The 19667-nt window shown below is 49.2% G+C and carries 18 protein-coding genes; 15 read left to right on the top strand and 3 right to left on the bottom strand.

The window, feature by feature from the left end:
- The first annotated feature begins 2 nt into the window (after positions 1-2).
- Both G9409_RS06420 and G9409_RS06415 read left to right on the top strand, forming a co-directional pair.
- Positions 3-1634 (top strand): sigma 54-interacting transcriptional regulator, encoded by a 1632-nt coding sequence (locus tag G9409_RS06420; protein WP_166807962.1) that lies wholly within the window; start codon positions 3-5, stop codon positions 1632-1634.
- A gap of 335 nt (positions 1635-1969) precedes the next feature.
- Entirely contained in the window at positions 1970-4009 is a 2040-nt protein-coding gene (locus tag G9409_RS06415; protein ID WP_235923245.1) for an ATP-binding protein, read from the top strand.
- A 17-nt stretch (positions 4010-4026) separates the two neighbouring features.
- Here the strand turns inward: G9409_RS06415 and G9409_RS06410 are convergent, their stop codons facing one another.
- Together G9409_RS06410 and G9409_RS06405 are read right to left on the bottom strand one after the other, a co-directional pair.
- Positions 4027-4986, bottom strand: coding sequence for an aldo/keto reductase (locus G9409_RS06410; RefSeq protein ID WP_166807961.1), 960 nt, complete (start codon positions 4984-4986; stop codon positions 4027-4029).
- 41 nt (positions 4987-5027) lie between these two features.
- A complete protein-coding gene (locus tag G9409_RS06405; protein WP_166807469.1) occupies positions 5028-5366 on the bottom strand; it encodes a hypothetical protein in 339 nt (112 codons plus the stop codon).
- Between the two features lie 718 nt (positions 5367-6084).
- On the opposite strand from G9409_RS06405, the gene nifH reads away from it, so the two are divergent.
- The 13 genes from nifH (at position 6085) to modD (ending at position 18864) form a co-directional block, all read left to right on the top strand.
- The gene (gene nifH / locus G9409_RS06400) at positions 6085-6909 is read left to right on the top strand and encodes a nitrogenase iron protein (protein WP_006365172.1); all 825 of its coding nucleotides are present in this window, start codon (positions 6085-6087) and stop codon (positions 6907-6909) included.
- A gap of 20 nt (positions 6910-6929) precedes the next feature.
- Positions 6930-7283 (top strand): P-II family nitrogen regulator, encoded by a 354-nt coding sequence (locus tag G9409_RS06395; protein WP_166807960.1) that lies wholly within the window; start codon positions 6930-6932, stop codon positions 7281-7283.
- Complete coding sequence (locus tag G9409_RS06390; RefSeq protein ID WP_166807959.1) at positions 7283-7660, top strand: P-II family nitrogen regulator; 378 nt, start codon at positions 7283-7285, stop codon at positions 7658-7660. The genes G9409_RS06395 and G9409_RS06390 overlap by 1 nt, the downstream gene beginning before the upstream one ends.
- Before the next feature lie 37 nt (positions 7661-7697).
- Entirely contained in the window at positions 7698-9332 is a 1635-nt protein-coding gene (nifD, locus tag G9409_RS06385) for a nitrogenase molybdenum-iron protein alpha chain (protein WP_166807958.1), read from the top strand.
- 25 nt (positions 9333-9357) lie between these two features.
- Positions 9358-10740 (top strand): nitrogenase molybdenum-iron protein subunit beta, encoded by a 1383-nt coding sequence (gene nifK / locus G9409_RS06380; RefSeq protein ID WP_166807957.1) that lies wholly within the window; start codon positions 9358-9360, stop codon positions 10738-10740.
- Between the two features lie 249 nt (positions 10741-10989).
- Positions 10990-12351, top strand: a complete 1362-nt coding sequence (gene nifE, locus G9409_RS06375) for a nitrogenase iron-molybdenum cofactor biosynthesis protein NifE (protein ID WP_166807956.1) — start codon at positions 10990-10992, stop codon at positions 12349-12351.
- Complete coding sequence (locus G9409_RS06370; protein WP_166807955.1) at positions 12348-13700, top strand: nitrogenase component 1; 1353 nt, start codon at positions 12348-12350, stop codon at positions 13698-13700. The genes nifE and G9409_RS06370 overlap by 4 nt, the downstream gene beginning before the upstream one ends.
- A gap of 13 nt (positions 13701-13713) precedes the next feature.
- On the top strand, positions 13714-14988 hold the full coding sequence (gene nifB, locus G9409_RS06365; RefSeq protein WP_166807954.1) for a nitrogenase cofactor biosynthesis protein NifB: 1275 nt from the start codon (positions 13714-13716) through the stop codon (positions 14986-14988).
- 40 nt (positions 14989-15028) lie between these two features.
- Complete coding sequence (locus tag G9409_RS06360) at positions 15029-15337, top strand: (2Fe-2S) ferredoxin domain-containing protein (protein WP_166807953.1); 309 nt, start codon at positions 15029-15031, stop codon at positions 15335-15337.
- Between the two features lie 109 nt (positions 15338-15446).
- Positions 15447-16184, top strand: coding sequence for a molybdate ABC transporter substrate-binding protein (gene modA, locus G9409_RS06355; protein ID WP_166807952.1), 738 nt, complete (start codon positions 15447-15449; stop codon positions 16182-16184).
- Positions 16185-16232: 48 nt separating this feature from the next.
- Positions 16233-16922: a molybdate ABC transporter permease subunit gene (gene modB, locus G9409_RS06350; protein ID WP_166807951.1), complete on the top strand. Its 690-nt coding sequence runs from the start codon at positions 16233-16235 to the stop codon at positions 16920-16922.
- Positions 16919-17974 carry a molybdenum ABC transporter ATP-binding protein gene (gene modC, locus G9409_RS06345; RefSeq protein ID WP_166807950.1) on the top strand — a complete coding sequence of 352 codons (1056 nt, stop codon included), beginning with the start codon at positions 16919-16921 and terminating at the stop codon, positions 17972-17974. Before modB ends, modC begins: the two co-directional genes overlap by 4 nt.
- Before the next feature lie 41 nt (positions 17975-18015).
- Positions 18016-18864: a ModD protein gene (modD, locus tag G9409_RS06340; RefSeq protein WP_166808043.1), complete on the top strand. Its 849-nt coding sequence runs from the start codon at positions 18016-18018 to the stop codon at positions 18862-18864.
- 267 nt (positions 18865-19131) lie between these two features.
- On the opposite strand, the gene G9409_RS06335 is transcribed toward modD, so the two are convergent.
- Positions 19132-19620 carry a hypothetical protein gene (locus tag G9409_RS06335; protein ID WP_166807949.1) on the bottom strand — a complete coding sequence of 163 codons (489 nt, stop codon included), beginning with the start codon at positions 19618-19620 and terminating at the stop codon, positions 19132-19134.
- Between the last annotated feature and the right edge of the window lie 47 nt (positions 19621-19667).

Here is a 19667-nt window from a genome sequence, read left to right as displayed (position 1 = left end):
CTATGCTTATAGCCCAGGAACAGGATCACGGCAGTATCAGCCTGCTTGCCGAAGTGAGCAGAACCATCACCAATGAGAATGACATCAACAAGGTACTGCGGCTTGTTCTCTTCATCATGTCCGAGCACATGGATATGCTCCGCGGGATGATTACCATTCTTAACCGCGATACGGGTGAAATTGTGATTAATGAATCATTCGGACTGACAACAGAAGAGAAAGAGCGAGGCCGCTACCGCATTGGTGAAGGTATCATCGGACAGGTTGTCAAAACCGGCAAAACCGTCATTGTACCAAGTATCAATAATGAGCCGCTCTTTCTTGACCGTACCCGCTCCCGGACAAAAGCAAAAAAAGAGAGCCTCTGCTTTATCTGTATTCCGATAAAAACGGGCACTGAAATCATAGGGACCCTGAGCGCGGATCGACAGATTGAACAGGAACCGTCACGAGAAAAATCAAAAAAATCAAAAGCCGGCGAAGAACGCATGGATATGCTGCAGCACTATGTTGACCAGCTCTCCATTATTGCATCCATGATCTCGCAGGCGGTCCGGCTGAAGCAGCTTGCTCATGAAGAGAGTTCAAAAACCACAGCAATAGTCACCGGCAACGGAAAGCTTCCGCTCCTGAAACACCAAAAGGAGGAGCATGAGGAGGAGAGTATATCAGAAGCCGAACGTCCGGCAAATATCATCGGCAACACCAAACCGATCATCGCGCTTTTCAAAATGATCGAGAAAATTGCAAAAACCAACGCAACAACCATTGTGCTTGGAGAGAGCGGTGTTGGTAAAGAGCTTGTAGCAAGTGCCATTCACTTCAAGAGCCGCCGGTCGGATAAACCGTTTATCAAATTCAACTGTGCCGCTCTGCCGGAGAGCATTGTTGAAAGCGAGCTTTTCGGACATGAGAAAGGCGCGTTCACCGGCGCATCGGCTACCCGTCACGGCAGGTTTGAGCTCGCACATACCGGAACAATCTTTCTTGATGAGGTTGGAGAGCTGAGCCTTCCGATTCAGGCAAAACTTTTGCGAATCATACAGGAGAAGGAGTTTGAGCGGGTAGGCGGATCAAAAACCATCAAGGTTGATGTCCGGGTGATAGCCGCAACCAACCGCAATCTTGAAGAGCTGATCCGCAAGGGGCTCTTTCGCGAAGATCTCTACTACCGGCTGAATATCTTCCCGATTACCGTTCCCCCGCTCAGGGAGCGCAAAACCGATATTCTGCTGCTTGCCGATTATTTTGTCGAAAAATACAATACGGCCAACCATAAAGGGGTAAGGAGAATTTCGACAACATCGATCGACATGCTCATGCGCTATCACTGGCCGGGCAATGTCCGCGAACTTGAAAACTGCATTGAACGGGCAGTGATCCTGAGCGAAGACAATGTCATTCATGGCTACCATCTTCCCCCGACGCTCCAGACTGCCGAATCCAGCGGAACACCCTATACAGGCTCCCTCCAGCAGAAGCTTGACGCGATTGAAAAAGAGATGATCATGGAGGCGCTCAAACGTACCAAGGGAAATATGTCACGTGCGGCCATGCAACTCGGGCTTTCAGACCGGATTATGGGGCTGCGTATAAAAAAATTCGAAATCGACTACCGGAAATTCCGGATATAGCGCATCCTCCTCATATCCTCCTGAAATACCTCCTGACCGAGTTGGTATCGTTGAATGTATTGCATAATTGCTCTTTGTGCTATAAATTTCACAGGTAGTGTACAACGATCACCAACGACAGGGCAACCCCGTCTCTATTCTATCGAAGCGGCTTGTCGGCAGACAGCAACGGAGTCAAGAGCAGTTCCGGCAGAACCGGTTTGGAATCCGGTGATGTGTAGGGAATTTCACCGACCACCCGCTATATTCTCAATAGCAGAAACCATGAAGCTTCCGCCCCGCCATAAGAGCGGTTTGCAGAGTGCTGCATCAGCACAAGCAGTATTGAAAAGGTTTTGGAACGTAATAAAGAGACCATGAACCCCAATCCGAAAAACAGCACATCCGGCAATCAACTCACCCTTGAGATGGTTGATTTCAGACCCGAATGGCAATTTGAGGAGAATCAAACGGGTGTGTTCTACAAAAACGGGGTCATCCCCGGTCAACTCTTTCTCACGCTGCTTGGTGGAGATATTCAGCCTGAAAGTGCCAAAAAAGCACTTGCCGTGCTTGAAAACCTGTTTAAAAGCGGCGTGATCACCAACAGTGACTATATCAGAATTGCCGATTACTCAGCCGTTTTACGAGCGCCGATCAGCACAAGAATGATCTATGCCAATGAGCTGAACCGCTTAAACAGTGAATATCATTGCAAACCGGTTATCACCTATATCTGCGGGGCTTCCCTTCTTCTTAAAACAATGCTGCGCCTTTTTGCATCCTACGTAAAACAGCAGTTCATTTTTGTGCCGACACTTGCGGATGCCTTTACGCTGATAAACGCCCGAAGGGAGAAGAGCCGTTCAGAAAAACCACATCAGGTACGTATTACAACAGAGGATATTGAGCACTTTGCAGCCATGTGCGGTCATATCCTCTTTGACGAGTTCTATACTGTTGATGAAAAACAGAATATCGTCTCTCCGGACCATCCTCTTCATGAACTTTATACCATTATCTCCCTGCTGAACAATGATCTCAGGGAACTAAAAAAGACGGAAAAGGAACAGAAAGAGAAAATCAATGAATCCCTTGAAAATGCCCGCATACTGAATAAAAAACTTTCAGAAAAGAAAAAAAGTCTGGAAGACAAGGAACAGATCCAGCGCATTCTGATTGAAAGCCTGAAAAAATCCAGAGTAGAAGCTGAAATTGCAAACCGGGCAAAAAGTGAGTTCCTGGCCAATATGTCACATGAAATCAGAACGCCACTGCACGCAGTAGTCGGAATGACAGAGCTGCTGCTCGATACCCCGCTCAACTCAACCCAGCGGCACTATACGGACACCATACAGGCCAGTACAAAACAGCTCCATCAATTGATCAATGATATTCTCGATTTCACCAAAATCGAATCGGGACAGCTTGACAAGGTAAAATCGCCGTTCAATCTTCGTGCCCTTTTTACTGAACTCTCCTCCATTTTGACTGGCAACGCAGAAAAAGCCGGCCTGCAGTTGAGCTTTATCATTCCCGAATCAGTTGCAGGCGATCTGATCGGTTACCCGATCTATTTGAAGCAGGCGCTCATCAATCTGATACAGAATGCCATCAAGTTCACCTACAAAGGGGGGATTGATGTCCGGATTGCAACCGAATCCGAAACTCCCGGTGAAATCACGCTCCGCATATCGGTCAAGGACACAGGAATCGGAATCCCTGATGAGAAAAAAGAGCTGGTGTTCCAGCGGTTTACCCAATTGGACTCTTCGGCAACAAGAAAAGCGGGTGGAGCGGGACTCGGCCTGGCCATTTCCACTCAACTTGTCGAGTTTATGGGCGGCAAGCTGAATCTCAACAGCCGGAAAAATGAAGGCTCCGAGTTCTGGTTTGTTATCTCTTTTCTGAAACCAGTCGAAAGCAATAAAATTCAGGAGAGTGAATCCCGCAAAACACAACACTCCACACCTGTTTTGCCAAACCTGAACACTTCGACAGCAAACACCCGTATTCTGCTGGTTGAAGACAATATCATCAACCAGCAGGTTGCCATTGCAATGCTCAGCAAGCTCGCCATTCATGCAGATATTGCAGCAAATGGTTTAGAAGCAATTGATGCCCTGAAAACAAAGCCCTATGCACTGGTGATCATGGACCTGCAGATGCCTCTCATGGGAGGGATTGATGCTGCAAAAAAGATAAGAAACACCGGCACAGGAGTTATCAATGCCGATATTCCGATTATTGCCATGACCGCAAATGCAACGCAGGAGGACAAATTGAACTGTCAGAATGCGGGTATGAATGACTTTATCACGAAGCCTTTTGTCATCAAAAACCTTCGTGACATGCTGGAGAAGTGGATCCCGAGTGCTCAGGGTATCGCGGAATAGATGGATAAATGAGCCCTTTACTTTGGCATTCCGGCGATATGCTGATCAATAATGCCGATCTCCTGCTGACTCAGCCTGAACTCCCCCGCACCGATTATCCCCTCAACCTGGGAGGCATTGCGACCTCCGACTATTGCTCCGCTAACCGCCGGGTTTCGCAGGGTCCACGCTATGGCCACCTCTCCCGGCGAAAGTTTATGGGGCGCACCTATGCGCAGAAGCAGTTGAACCAGTTCGAGATTGGCCGATAGACGAGGCTCCTGAAACTCCTTGTTCTGGCGACGCCAGTCATCCACTGAAAATTGTGCTGCGCGTTCACGGGTCATGGCTCCGGTCAGCATACCGGAAAGCATCGGTGAATAGACAATAACTCCGATGTTATGCTCCAGGCAAAACGGAAGGAGTTCAACTTCAGCGGCGGGTCGAAGCATTGAGTATGGCGGCTGAACTGAAGCTACCGGTGCAAGAGCCATAACCCGCTGCAATTGAGCAACTGAAAAGTTGGAAACACCGATATGGCGAACCAGACCCTCCTCCTTTAGGCGGGCCATCTCCTGCCAACCCGCTTCCATATCAGCCTCCGGATTCGGCCAGTGGAGCTGGTAAAGGTCAATGGCGTCAACCTGCAACCGCTTCAGGCTCGCTTCACACTCACGCCGTATTGAATCAGGCTTGAGACTATTGCTGATCTGATGCTGCTCATTCCATACAAGAGAGCATTTGGTGAAAATATACGGCTTGTGCTTCATACCGGCGACAGCCCTTGCAACCAGCTCCTCCGAATGTCCAAGTCCGTAAACCGCAGCCGTATCAATCCAGTTGACGCCCAGCTCAACCGCACGCTGAATTGCCTCCACGGCATCGCCGTCATCCTGCGCACCCCAGCTATAAGCCCAGCCACCGCCCCCTATAGCCCAGCTTCCGAAACCGATGGGAGTAATGCGCATATCCGTATTGCCAAGCTCTCTTTTATGCATAACATCATGTATTAAATTTTAACATCTGAACTATTCCCCATTCACTTCCCGCAGCAGGAGCTCTCCGACCCATCAGCACCCTGATGGCATCCGCACGCACAATTCTTAACATGCAGTGTACCAATGTCAAGTCGGGCAATTCTTGCTTTACCGATAACGAGTCTGCCGATAGCCAGTGCGCCGACAGCAAGTGCACCAACAGAAAGCGCCCCCAACGCAAAGAGGCCGAATGTGGTCATAGGTGAGGAGGTGAAACCGACCGGCTTGAGGGGTTCAGCAGTTTGCGAATGCGAAATGGAACCGGAATCACTGCTCCCAAATTTTGCGCCTCTCACTCCTTTCATGCCGGGATCGAGATGACGATGCAAAAATGATTTCATGAGCAACTATAAATTTAATTGCATAACCGCCGCGTAAAAAGAGCACAGTACTATCATAACGCCTTTGAAAAGAAAATCCGCTCCCCTCTTTATAAAAAAATATTTTCCCCGCCATCCACCCATACTCCTCAGGGTTCAGGGCCGTGTTAAACGTACCGGCACAAATCCCTAAGCTGAAATCATGTCGTCACAACCGCAATACAGAATCCTCTCAAAACGCAATAATCTACATTTCTGTATTTTTTATCAGAAATCAAGCATGAGGACTCCGCAACCGCCTCACGGCTTAACCCCTCTTTCATCAATACGCTCTGATTGCCGGTTGGGATAAAAATGTTCCCGTCTCCAGAAAAATCCGGACAGCGTAGTCACCGCTATTTCCGGTAAGCACAGAAAAACTACACTTTCCGCAATATTTCATACGACTTTGTAGGTTTTCTGGTTTTCCTACAAATTTGTAGCGATTACTAACCCAGGTAAAGAGCTGCTAACCTATAATTTAAAATGCGTTATAAGAAATTCACCTTCACAGAAAACCCCGAAACCCTCTCCCTGTGCGGGGTTATGAGCGCCCCTGTTCCCGCGCTTCAACCATTCTGATAAAAACACGAAGTCTGGCACGCATATTGCTAACTAATATCATAACTATTCAGGTTAAAGATTAATAATACCTGAATATCTTACGAAGAAGGCAGCTATAACCTTAAATGTTACAAAAATGAGAAAAGTCGCTATTTACGGAAAAGGTGGCATCGGCAAGTCAACTACAACACAGAACACGGTTGCCGGTCTGGCTGAAATGGGAAAAAATGTCATGGTTATCGGTTGTGACCCGAAAGCTGACTCAACCCGTCTGCTCCTTGGCGGACTTCAGCAGAAAACAGTGCTCGATACGCTTCGCGAGGAGGGTGAAGAGGTCGAACTTGAAGATATCATCAAAGAGGGATACAGAAATACCCGCTGCACCGAATCCGGCGGTCCTGAGCCAGGTGTAGGCTGTGCCGGTCGCGGTATCATCACCTCGGTTAACCTGCTTGAGCAGCTTGGCGCTTTCGATGATGAATGGAATCTCGACTATGTTTTCTACGATGTTCTCGGTGACGTTGTCTGCGGTGGATTTGCCATGCCGATCCGTGACGGAAAAGCTGAAGAGATCTACATCGTCTGTTCCGGTGAGATGATGGCCATGTACGCTGCCAACAACATCTGTAAAGGTATCCTGAAATATGCCGATACCGGTGGAGTACGTCTTGGCGGACTTATCTGCAACAGCCGTAATGTTGACAACGAACGCCAGATGATTGAAGAGCTTGCCAAAAAGATCGGTACACAGATGATTCACTTTGTACCCCGTAACAACTTTGTGCAGCGCGCCGAGATCAACCGCAAGACGGTTATTGAATACGATCCGACCCATGAGCAGGCTGATGAGTACAGAGCTCTTGCACAGAAGATTCACGACAACAAGATGTTTGTCATCCCCAAGCCGCTTGAAATCGAAGAGCTTGAAGCGCTTCTCATTGAATTTGGTATCGCTAACTAATAAACACGGAGTACACACACATGTTAATGATCAGAACAATCGTAAGGCCGGAAAAGGTACATCAGGTCATGCAGGGGCTGCTTGAAGCAGGCTTCCCGGCTGTTACAAAAATCTCGGTTGTCGGACGTGGAAAGCAGCGCGGACTTCGTGTCGGTGATGTTGTCTATGATGAAATCCCCAAAGAGATGCTGATTGTGGTGGTTCCGGATAATGACAAGGATTTCGTGATCCGGGCCATCATCGAGAATGCAAAGTCAAGCGGTGAAGGAAAATTCGGTGACGGCAAGATCTTTATTTCAAGTGTCGAAGAGGTCTACACCATCAGCAGCGGTGAAAAAGAGACCGAACCGTTGCTCGCAACAAAGGAGGCCTGATGAAAGAGATTATTTCAGTAATCCGGATCAACAAGGTAAATGAAACCAAAAAGGCGCTTATCGATGCAGGCATCCCTGCATTCACCGCAACCGGAAGGGTTATGGGTCGGGGAAAAGGCCAGGTTCATTTCGACATTCTCAAGGGGGCCGAAGCAGGACATCCGGAGGCAATCGCTCAACTTGGCGGTGCACCGAGGCTGGTGGCAAAAAGAATTCTGACCATCGTCGTTCCTGATGAGTTGTGCAGCATGGCAATTGAGACCATCATCAAGACCAACCAGACCGGCAATCCCGGTGACGGAAAAATCTTTGTGACACCAATTGTCGAAACTCTAAGAATTAGAACCGGTGAAGCAGGCGACGAAGCGCTGAATTAATGCAGAACATTTAACAGGTGTAAAAGGAGAGAGTTACATGGAGGCGAACACACATTTTCCGGATCCTTCCCAGGTTAGGGAGGAGCTGATACAAAGATATCCGACCAAGGTCGCAAAAAAGCGGGCAAAGTCGATTATTGTTAACGATCCTCAAATCATTCCGGAAGTACAGGCCAACGTCCGTACCGTTCCGGGAATCATCACACAGCGCGGCTGCTCCTATGCCGGTTGTAAAGGTGTGGTACTCGGACCTACCCGTGATATCGTCAACATCGTTCACGGCCCGATCGGGTGCAGTTTTTATGCATGGATGACCCGCCGTAACCAGACGAGAACCGAGTCATTGATGGATGCCAACTTCATTCCCTACTGTTTTTCAACTGACATGCAGGAGGAGAATATTGTTTTCGGTGGTGAAAAGAAGCTGAAACAGGCTATCCAGGAGGCTTACGACCTCTTTCATCCGAAATCCATCGCTATTTTTTCGACCTGTCCGGTTGGTCTGATCGGTGATGACGTTCATGCAGCATCGAGAGAGATGAAGGAAAAACTCGGCGACTGCAACGTTTTCGGTTTCAGTTGTGAAGGGTACAGGGGCGTCAGCCAGTCGGCAGGCCACCACATCGCCAACAACGGTGTTTTCAAGCACATGGTTGGCCGCGACAACACCCCGAGTGAAGGCAAGTTCAAACTGAACCTTCTGGGTGAATACAACATTGGCGGTGATGCGTTTGAAATCGAGCGCATTTTCGAGAAAGCAGGTCTGACACTGGTCTCATCGTTCAGCGGCAACTCAACGGTGAAGCAGCTTGAAAACTCTCACACTGCTGATCTTAACGTGATCCAGTGTCACCGATCAATCAACTACATGGGTGACATGATGGAGACCAAGTATGGAATCCCGTGGATGAAGGTCAGTTTTGTCGGTGCCGAGTCGTCAGCAAAGTCATTGAGAAAAATTGCCGAGTACTTTGATGATGAAGAGCTGAAGGCACGCGTTGAAGCGGTAATTGCCGAGGAGATGCCGAAGGTAAAGGCGATCATTGATGAAATCCTGCCTCGCACGACAGGAAAAACTGCGATGCTCTTTGTCGGCGGTTCACGCGCCCATCACTACCAGGATCTCTTTACCGAACTTGGCATGACAACGGTTGCTGCGGGTTATGAGTTTGCTCACCGTGATGACTATGAAGGCCGGGATGTGCTGCCAAACATCAAGATCGATGCCGACAGCAAGAATATCGAGGAGCTGAAGGTTTTGCCTGATCCGGAACTCTACAATCCGAGAAAAACCGAAGCGGAACTCGCGGCGCTTAAGGAGAAGGGTCTTGAGATCAATGGCTACGAAGGCATGATGAAGCAGATGACCAAAAAGTCTCTCGTAGTCGATGACCTCAGCCACTACGAGTCTGAAAAGCTGATCGAGATCTACAAACCCGATATTTTCTGCGCAGGCATCAAGGAGAAGTATGTGGTACAGAAGATGGGTGTTCCGTTGAAGCAGCTTCACAGCTACGACTACGGCGGACCATATACAGGCTTTGAGGGTGCAGTGAACTTCTATAAAGATATCGATCGCATGGTGAACAACCCGGTATGGAAGCTGATCAAGGCTCCATGGGAAAAAGCCGGAAACGGTGCAGCGCTCGAAGCCACTTACGTTACACAGTAATCAGGAAAACGGAGATTATTCCATTATGCTACTAAGACATACGACAAAAGAGGTTAAAGAGCGTGAAGGGTTGACGATCAACCCGGCAAAAACCTGCCAGCCGATCGGCGCGATGTATGCCGCACTCGGTGTTCACGGCTGTCTGCCTCACAGCCACGGCTCTCAGGGGTGCTGCTCCTATCATCGCAGCACCCTCACCCGCCACTACAAAGAGCCTGTAATGGCGGCTACCAGTTCTTTTACCGAAGGTGCATCGGTGTTCGGAGGCCAGGCAAACCTGCTGGCTGCAATCGAAACCATCTTTTCGGTCTATGATCCTGATATCATTGCCGTCCACTCTACCTGCCTGAGTGAGACTATCGGTGATGACTTGCAGCAGATCACAAGAAAAGCAAGGGATGACGGCAAAATCCCGGAAGGCAAGCATGTCATTTTCGCCAGCACACCAAGCTTTATCGGTTCACACGTTACCGGTTATGCAAACATGGTAACCGGCATAGCTGAACAGTTTGCGGTTTCAACCGGCAGCAAGAAAAACCAGATCAACATTATTGCCGGGTGGATGGAGCCTTCGGACATGCGCGAAATCAAGCGTCTGTCAAAAGAGCTCGGCGTAAACATTGTGCTCTTCCCGGACACCTCTGACGTGCTTGATGCACCGCAGACCGGAACCCATGTCTTCTACCCGAAAGGCGGCACAACTATTGCGGAGCTTCAGAGCACCGGCGACAGCCTCTCTTCGCTTGCTCTCGGAAGCATCAGCGCTGAACCGGCGGCCATTGCCCTGGAGAAAAAGTGCAAGGTGCCGTTTGAAACGCTTGACATGCCGATAGGCCTCAGAGCAACAGACCGCTTCATCATGGCACTCAGCAAGGCCGGAAATGTAACGGTACCTGATGAGATCACTGCTGACCGGGGACGTCTTGTCGATGTTATTGCCGATATGGAGCAGTACCTCTACGGGAAAAGAGTTGCGCTCTTCGGCGACCCCGACCAGATCATTCCTCTGACCGAGTTCCTGCTCGACCTGAATATGAAGCCGGTTCAGATTGTCAGCGGCACACCCGGGCAGCGTTTTGAAAAACAGATGCGCCAGATTCTTGATGAACGCTCACCGGAGACAAAATTCAAGAATGGTATTGGTGCAGACATGTTCCTTTTGCATCAGTGGATGAAGAATGAACCGGTTGACTTGCTGATCGGCAACACCTACGGCAAGTACATGGCCCGTGACGAAGATGTGCCGTTCATCCGTTTCGGTTTCCCGATTCTCGACCGTATCGGCCACAGCTACTTCCCGAGTGTCGGGTACAGCGGCGGCTTGAGGCTGGTAGAGAAGATCCTGACCGCGATTCTGGATCGCCAGGATAGGGATGCGTTGGAGGAGAAGTTTGAACTGGTGATGTAACAGGGAACCGCTATTTATTTGTTCCGCGATTTGATTGCTTCGTTGGACGGTGGTCGAAATCCTCATGTACTCGCGTGTACACTCCGGTTTCTGCGCTCCGTCCGCCTTGCACTCAAAACGCTCACGACAACAAATAGCGGCCCCCAAAGAAAGATCAGGTACTACAACGACCTATAGGACGAATAAATCTCCCGGTTTTGCCGGGAGGTGTCCTGGAAAAGGACAACATTTTTATCAGGAGTAGCGGCTATGGAACATATTGGTATTCTTGAGGGAAGAGAGAAGCAGGTTTTCGAAAAAAAGGGGGGTATTGAGACCTCCGATATAGCTTGCGAAACCTCCAGTCTTTCCGGGTCAGTAAGCCAGCGAGCCTGCGTCTTCTGTGGATCAAGGGTCGTGCTCTATCCAGTGGCCGATGCCATTCATATTGTTCACGGGCCGATAGGGTGTGCCGCATATACCTGGGACATCCGTGGAGCCGTATCATCAGGACCTGAACTGCACCGGTTAAGTTTTTCCACCGACCTGCAGGAGATGGACGTCATTTACGGCGGTGAAAAAAAACTCTATTTATCACTCATTGAACTGATTGAGCAGTATAAACCGAAGGCTGCCTTTATCTATTCGACCTGCATTGTCGGCCTTATCGGTGACGATATAGACGCGGTATGCAAAAAAGTTGCCGCAGAAACAGGAATTCCTGTACTGCCGGTTCACTCCGAAGGGTTCAAGGGAACCAAAAAAGACGGCTACAAAGCTGCCTGCTTTGCCCTGATGAAGCTGATCGGCACAGGATCAACCGAAGGGATCAGTAAACAGAGCATAAACATCCTCGGTGAATTCAACCTTGCCGGCGAGGCATGGATTATCAGAAAGTATTATGAAAGAATGGGTATCGAGGTTGTCTCCACCCTGACCGGTGACGGTCGTATTGATGCGGTAAAGCGTGCCCACGGGGCTTCACTTAATGTTGTGCAGTGCTCCGGCTCCATGACTTCGCTTGCCAAGGATATGGAGGAGAAATATGGTATTCCCTATATCAGGGTATCCTACTTCGGTATTGAAGACATGTCAAAATCGCTCTACGATGTTGCTCTCCATTTTCCGGAGCATCCGGAAATCATGGAAGCAGCAAAGCAGGTCGTCAGTGAGGAGGTAAAAAAGCTTTACCCTGAACTGCAGAAATTCAAAAAAGCACTGACCGGCAAAAAAGCAGCCATCTATGTCGGCGGCGCATTTAAAACATTCTCTCTTATCAAAGCCCTGCGTTCAATCGGCATGTCGGTTGTACTTGCCGGATCGCAGACTGGCAATAAAGATGATTACCGGCGGCTCAAGGAGATGTGCGATGAGGGTACGGTTATCGTGGACGACTCAAACCCCGTTGAACTCTCGAAATTCATCCTTGAAAAAGAGGCCGACCTGCTCATCGGTGGCGTCAAGGAGCGTCCTATTGCCTTCAAGCTCGGCATCGGATTCTGCGATCATAACCATGAGAGAAAAATTCCTCTCGCCGGATTTGTCGGTATGTACAATTTTGCACTGGAGGTCTACCAGTCGGTCATGAGTCCGGTATGGCAGTTCGCTCCAAGAAAAGGAGGTAACCGTTGAAACACGCAAAAACAGCAACACAGAATGCCTGCAAGCTCTGCAACCCGCTCGGAGCATGCCTTGCATTCCGCGGCATAGAGAACTGCGTGCCGTTCCTCCATGGCTCCCAGGGGTGCGCTACCTACATTCGCCGTTACCTGATCAGCCACTACAAGGAACCGATTGATATCGCTTCGTCCAACTTCCATGAAGAGAGCGCGGTTTTCGGCGGCAGCCATAACCTGCAGGTCGGCCTGAAAAACGTCACTGCGCAGTACAAACCGGAAGTTATCGGCATAGCAACGACCTGCCTGAGCGAAACCATAGGTGATGACGTGCCCATGATCCTGAGGGAGTATACAAAGACGTACAGAAACGGCTCCCCCATGCCGATCATGATTCATGCTTCAACACCAAGCTATCAGGGCAGTCATATCGACGGGTTCCATGCTGCGGTAAGGGCTACCGTCGAGACATTGGCAGAGAAGGGAGAGCGGCAGAACCTTGTCAATATGTTCCCGAACATGGTTTCGCCGGCAGATCTGCGCTACCTCAAGGAGATCTTCACTGATTTCAGGCTCCCCTGCATGCTCCTGCCGGACTATTCACAGACAATGGATGGCGGCCCCTGGGGTGAGTACCACCGTATTCCGCCGGGAGGAACTCCGGCAAGCGCTATAGCAAATGCCGGAAAAGCAACAGCAAGCATTGAGTTCACCTCAACGCTTGCTGATTCAAAATCGGCGGCCGGGTATCTTGAAGGGGCTTTTGGCGTACCACGCCACAAGCTCTCTCTGCCGATCGGCATCAAGGAGAGCGACAAGTTTTTCGATCTGCTCGAAACCCTGACAGAGCAACCCCGGCCGGAAAAATATGAGGATGAGCGCCGCCGTCTGGTTGACGCCTATGCCGATGGGCACAAATATGTCTTTGAGAAAAAAGTAATCCTCTACGGAGAGGAGGATCTTGTTGTAGCCATGACCGCATTTCTTCGCGAAATCGGCATGACGCCTCTGCTCTGCGCCTCGGGAGGAAAAAGCGGGCAGCTCAAACAGCGGCTCATCGAACTGATTCCCGACCTGGAGGAACAGGGTATCAAGGTGCGTGAAGGGGTCGACTTTATGGATATAGAGGATGAGGCTAAAGTGCTGAAACCGGATTTTCTGATCGGCAACAGCAAAGGCTATACCATGTCACGCAAAAACAATATCCCGCTGCTCAGAATCGGCTTCCCGATTCATGATCGATTTGGCGGACAGAGAGCGCATCACATCGGCTACAGAGGAACCCAGGAGCTCTTTGACCGGATTGTCAACACCGTTATCGAACAGCGGCAGAATGCTTCATCAATAGGCTATACTTATATGTAAAAGGGAGGAAACCATGACACTTAAAATCGCAAATCACCCCTGTTTCAACGATGCATCGCGCCACAAGTTCGGGCGTATCCACCTCCCTATTGCGCCGAAATGCAATATCCAGTGCAACTACTGCAATCGTAAATTTGATTGCATGAATGAAAACCGCCCGGGCGTCACGAGTAAAATTCTCTCGCCCCAGCAGGCCATGCACTATCTGGATCAGGCAATGATCCTCTCTCCGAACATTGCCGTCGTCGGTATTGCCGGTCCCGGTGATCCGTTCGCCAACCCGACCGAGACCATGGAAACCCTTCGGCTGGTAAGGGCAAAATATCCCGAGATGCTGCTCTGTGTGGCAACCAACGGTCTTGACCTGCTCCCTTACATTGATGAACTTGCCGAGCTTCAGGTCAGCCATGTCACCATCACCATCAATGCAATCGATCCTGAGATCGGATCGGAAATCTATGCATGGGTGCGCCATAACAAGAAGATGTACCGCGACATTGATGCCGCAAGATTGCTTATCGGCAACCAGCTTGAGGCCCTCAAACGGCTCAAGGAAGCCGGTGTAACGGCAAAAGTAAACTCGATCATCATTCCCGGCATCAACGATACCCATGTGATCGAAGTTGCCCGGAAAGTGGCTGAACTTGGTGCCGATATTCTGAACTGTATGCCTTACTACAGCACAACCGAGACGGTGTTTGAAAACATTCCGGAACCATCTCTCGACATGGTTGCTGAAATCCAGAAAGCCACAAGCGAATATCTGCCGCAGATGAAACACTGCGCCCGCTGCCGCGCCGATGCAGTCGGCATAATCGGAGAGATCAACAGCGAAGAGATGATGCAGAAACTGGCTGAAGCCGCAGCACTTCCAAAAATCCCGACGGACGTTCGGCCCTTTGTTGCCGTCAGCTCTCTGGAGGGTGTGCTGATCAACCAGCACCTTGGTGAAGCCGACCGCTTTCTGATATACGCTATGGATTATGACAAAAATGAGTGTGTGCTGGTTGACTCAAGAACAGCGCCCCCAACCGGAGGCGGCCAGCAACGGTGGGAGGAACTGGCCGGAATTCTCAAAGACTGCCGTGCACTGCTCGTCAATGGAGCTGGTGGTTCACCGACCAAGGTACTCAACGAGCATGGCATAGAGGTGATGGTACTCGAAGGGATCATTGAAGAGGCGGTCTACGGCGTCTTTGGCGGCCAGGACCTGAAACATCTCATGAAAAGCAGCCAGATCCACGCCTGCGGTTCAAGCTGCAGCGGAACAGGCGGCGGGTGCGGGTAATATCAAACGATCTGAAAAAACAACCAAACAAAAAAACATCATGGACAAACCAAAACATCACATTCTTGTCTGCGCAAGCTTCCGTGCACAGGGCACTCCCCAGGGTATCTGCCACAAAAAAGAGTCGCTCAGCCTTATCCCCTACATTGAAAGCGAGCTCGCCGACCGCGGCATGAGCGACGTTGCCGTCTCGGCAACAGGGTGCCTCAACCTCTGTGAAAAAGGCCCGGTGCTTGTCGTTTATCCGGAAAACTTCTGGTACGGCGAAATTGACAGTGAAGGTAAAATCGACGACATTCTTGACGCACTTGAAGAGGGTGAAGCTTGCGAAGATCACCTGATCAACTGATATTTTTTTTGATTGTGCTATCTGTTGTAACCCTAACAGATAGCACTCCCCTTTTTTTAAACATCGTTATATTCCTTGATACATAGCGAAAACAACAACGATTCATGCCATGAAAAAGATCACCATACTGATATTCACCATGCTTGTGATGAGCTTGCCGGCAATGGCCGGGGAGCTGAACCTCTCGGTTGCCGCAAGCCTTAAAGAGGTCATCAGTGAATTGACCGCAAGCTATACCGCTAAACATCCGGGTACTCTGTTTCTGAAAAATTTCGGACCATCAGGAACACTGGCCGGACAGATTGAAAATGGCGGACCGGCCGACATCTTTATTGCAGCCAACACCGAATGGGTAGATTATCTGAACAACAAAAAGCTTGTCGACAGTAAAAGCATAAAGACCTTTACCTGTAACTCGCTTGTTTTTGCCGGTTCAACCGGTAAAAAAGTAACATCAATGAAGGATCTCGTAAAACTCGAAAAAATCGCTATCGGAAGCCCGAAGAGCGTTCCGGCTGGCGAGTACGCCATGGCTGCCATGACAAAAGCCGGAGTTTTCTCGAAGCTCACCAACAAGCTCGTCATGGCCAAAGATGTCCGCGAGTGCCTTATGTATGCCGAACTCGGTGAAGTTGATGGCGCTTTTGTCTATAAAACTGATGCACTGCTGGCAAAAAAAGCGAGACTGCTCTTTACGGTACCCCAGGAGCTCTATCCCCGTGTTGTTTATCCGATGGCGCTGACCAATAAAGCCGCACAAAACAAGGAGGCAAAAGCATTCATTGCTTATCTTCAGGGCAAGGAAGCCAAAGCGGTTCTCACCAAATTCGGTTTTATCCTGAAATAATTCTGTTGCACCTCTGAGTGATCGCAGAAAAACTGTATGAATTTTACCATGACGCAGCTGACACCGGAAGATATAACTGCCATCTGGCTGTCGCTGAAAGTAGCGCTTACAGCGACAGCACTCTCTTTGCCTTTTGGTTTTGCCGTCGCATGGCTGCTGGTATTCAAATCACTTCGGGGAAAGGTTGTTGTGGAAGTTCTTGTCAACCTCCCGCTCACCCTGCCTCCGGTTGTTATTGGCTATTTTCTCCTTTTGCTCTTCGGCAAAAACGGCTGGGCAGGTAAACTGCTTGCTGAATGGGGAGTGGAGTTGATCTTCACCTGGAAAGCCGCTGTTATAGCTTCTGCCGTCGTCGGATTCCCCCTGCTTGTGCGATCAATTCGCCTTGGCATGGAGTCGATCGACCGGAAACTGATTGAAGCATCTCGAAGCCTTGGGGCATCATGGTATGACAGCCTGTTAACCATTATTTTGCCGCTATCCATGAAAGGCATTTTCGCCGGCGCCTCCCTGATGTTTGCAAGAAGTCTCGGCGAGTTTGGAGCGACAATCATCGTTGCCGGCAATATTCCGGGAGTGACACAAACAATTCCTCTGGCAATTTATGACTACGCCAGTTCCCCTTCAGGCACAGCAATGGCTCTCTCACTATGCCTGGTTTCGGTCATTATTTCAGTAGTGGTTCTCTCTCTGCATGAAATGCTGGGAAAACAGCTACAGAGGAGTACCGAATTATGAGAGTGCGAATTGATGCTGAAAAAAAAATGGGCGCATTTTCCCTTCAAATGCAGGCCGATGTTTCAGGAGAGCGGATCGGAATTTTCGGAGAGTCGGGCAGCGGTAAATCCACAATAGTCAATCTTGTTTCCGGATTACTGAAACCGGACAAAGGCGAGATATTTATTGATGATGAATGCCTCTTCAGCAGCAAACAAAAAATCGATATCTCCCCTGAAAATCGGCGCATTGCCATTGTTTTTCAACACGCTATGCTCTTTCCTCACCTGAGTGTCAAAGCAAACCTTCTGTATGGCTATAAACGGTGTAGTGCTGAAAACAGAAGAGTCAGACCGGAAGGCCTGATCAATCTTCTTAACCTCGAACCGCTTCTGCATCGCGGAGTAAAACATCTTTCCGGTGGTGAAAAACAGCGTGTCGCTCTCGGCAGAGCTATTCTTGCAAACCCGCGCCTTCTGCTTATGGATGAGCCGCTCTCTGCTCTTGATGACAAACTGCGGTTCCAGATTATTCCCTACCTGAGAAGTGCAAGTGAAGAGTTCGGAATTCCCTATCTCTTTATTTCGCACTCACTGACAGAGATGCAACTGATGACCGACCAGGTTCTGGCCGTTACCAGCGGACAAATCACGGAAACAACAACTCCTGAGCGGCTGGCCCGAAACAGTATGGCTCACAGCCCGAATGGCTACCTCAACCTCCTCCATCTGGCAAATCCGGTTATACAAAGCTGCCTGTTTTCATACCGATGGGGGAAAAACACCCTCTGCATCTCGGATGGAGAACTCAGCAAAGAATCACTTTTCGAACTCTCTTCCCGCGAAATTATTCTTTTTAAAAACCATCCCGAAGCAATCAGTGCACGAAACCTTCTGGAGTGCCTGGTCACAGAGATGTTCAATTCCGACGGAAGAGTCGGTGTTGTGCTCTCTGCCGATGGAGAAAAACTTGTAGCGGAAATTGTCCGCCCGGCAGCGGACGAACTGGATATTACAACCGGTTCCACCCTCTTTGCCGCTATCAAGGCCTCTTCATTCAGAAGGCTTGGCTGAATCATCATCACAATCTGAACGTAACTGAACCTGGAAAAATGATGTTATATCACATAGCAGAGTCTGAAATTGAGCGCTTTATCGAAGAGGATCTCCCGTATGGTGATCTGACAACGTCACTCCTCGGCATCGGCTCTCTACCAGGTGAGATAATCTTTTCAAGCCGTGAGAACACCGTACTATGCTGTACCGAAGAGGCTGCCCGGGTACTTGAGCGATGCGGCGCTTCAGTGAAATCATGCATAAAAAGCGGAAGTTCAGTTTCAGCGGGAGTCACAATACTCTCTGCAAGCGGAAGTGCTGAAGCGCTTCATGGCGGATGGAAGGTAGCCCTTAACCTCCTTGAGTACGCGTCGGGCATTGCTACCAGAACAGCGGAGATAGTTTCCCTTGTCAAGGAAATCAATCCACACATCGCGGTTGTGACAACCCGGAAATCTTTTCCCGGAACAAAAAAAGTCGCACTGAAGGCTATCATGGCTGGAGGAGCACTTCCACACCGGCTTGGCCTTTCAGAGTCCATCCTTGTATTCCGCCAGCATACCGAATTTCTTGGGGGTGTTGAACGATTTCTTGGTTCGATTACCGCACTGAAGGCAAGGGCTCCGGAACATAAAATCATTGTTGAAGCAGAAAGTGCTGAAGATGCACTGAAGGCCGCCATGGCGGGTGTTGATGTCGTGCAGACAGACAAGATATCACCGGCTGAACTGGCACTACTGGTTCCTGAAATCCGGAAAAAGACTCCATCAGTAAAAATTTCTGCCGCAGGCGGCATCAATAAGAGTAATGCTGCCGATTATGCAAAAAGCGGGGTAGATATTATTGTTCTTTCATCGGTTTATTTCGGCAAGCCATCTGACATCGGTGTTGCGATATATCCCGTCTGAAACTGTCCTTTTTTCATTTCCGGCAGCAGTTTCAGAGCACTTTATCCCTGAGCCGTTGAAGTGAAGAGTTCAGGATTCTGAACTTGCAAGAATGTATTCGAATAAGCTGTGACGGTATTGTCATAATGCTTAAGATGAAAGGGGCAAACGAAACGCAGTGAAGTTTAAGTCCGAACGAGTGCCTTGTTATGTGTTTTATCGTTTTTAGTTTCTCTATGCCTGATAACGGAATAACCGGATACTCATAGTTCGTAGCCGGTACCCCCATTATTCGAAATAATGCCTATTTATTTCAGCTTTTACCCGAGACATATCAACACCGTTAGCTTCTGAAAACCCAATCAAATCCTCTTCGATCAACTGTAAAAGCTTCTGTGATTGTATTGAGATAGCTTTTATTCTACTAATCATTTTTTCTCTGGAAATATTCAAATCCCATTCATCTCGACCTTGCGCAATACTTTTATGAATAAGCCAATTTCTCTCTGACAAAAATTCTTTAAGTTCTTTCTGTAGCGACTCAGGATATAAACTTGCTCGTTCGGCAATCTTGATTGCTTTGCCAAGAGTAAATGATCGGTGTTTCTCTAAAAGTTTGTCAGCTTCTGACTTTAACCGTGGTTTTGCCTTTTTTAACACAATCGAATGACTAAGGGCATCTTCCACATGCTGTACTGCACATACTGCCTCGCCAACAAAACAATATAACGATAGCTCTTGTTGTGAAGCTGGTTTAAAGCTGTATTTTCTGCTCATTATAAACCCTCAAGGATATTCGCGGTCCGCCCCCTGTTACTTTCCCA

Origin of the sequence: Candidatus Chlorobium masyuteum (assembly GCF_011601315.1) — a bacterium.
GTDB lineage: Bacteria > Bacteroidota > Chlorobiia > Chlorobiales > Chlorobiaceae > Chlorobium > Chlorobium masyuteum.
The sequence above is the reverse complement of the archived record's forward strand: the minus strand, read 5'-3'. Positions and strand labels throughout refer to the sequence as shown.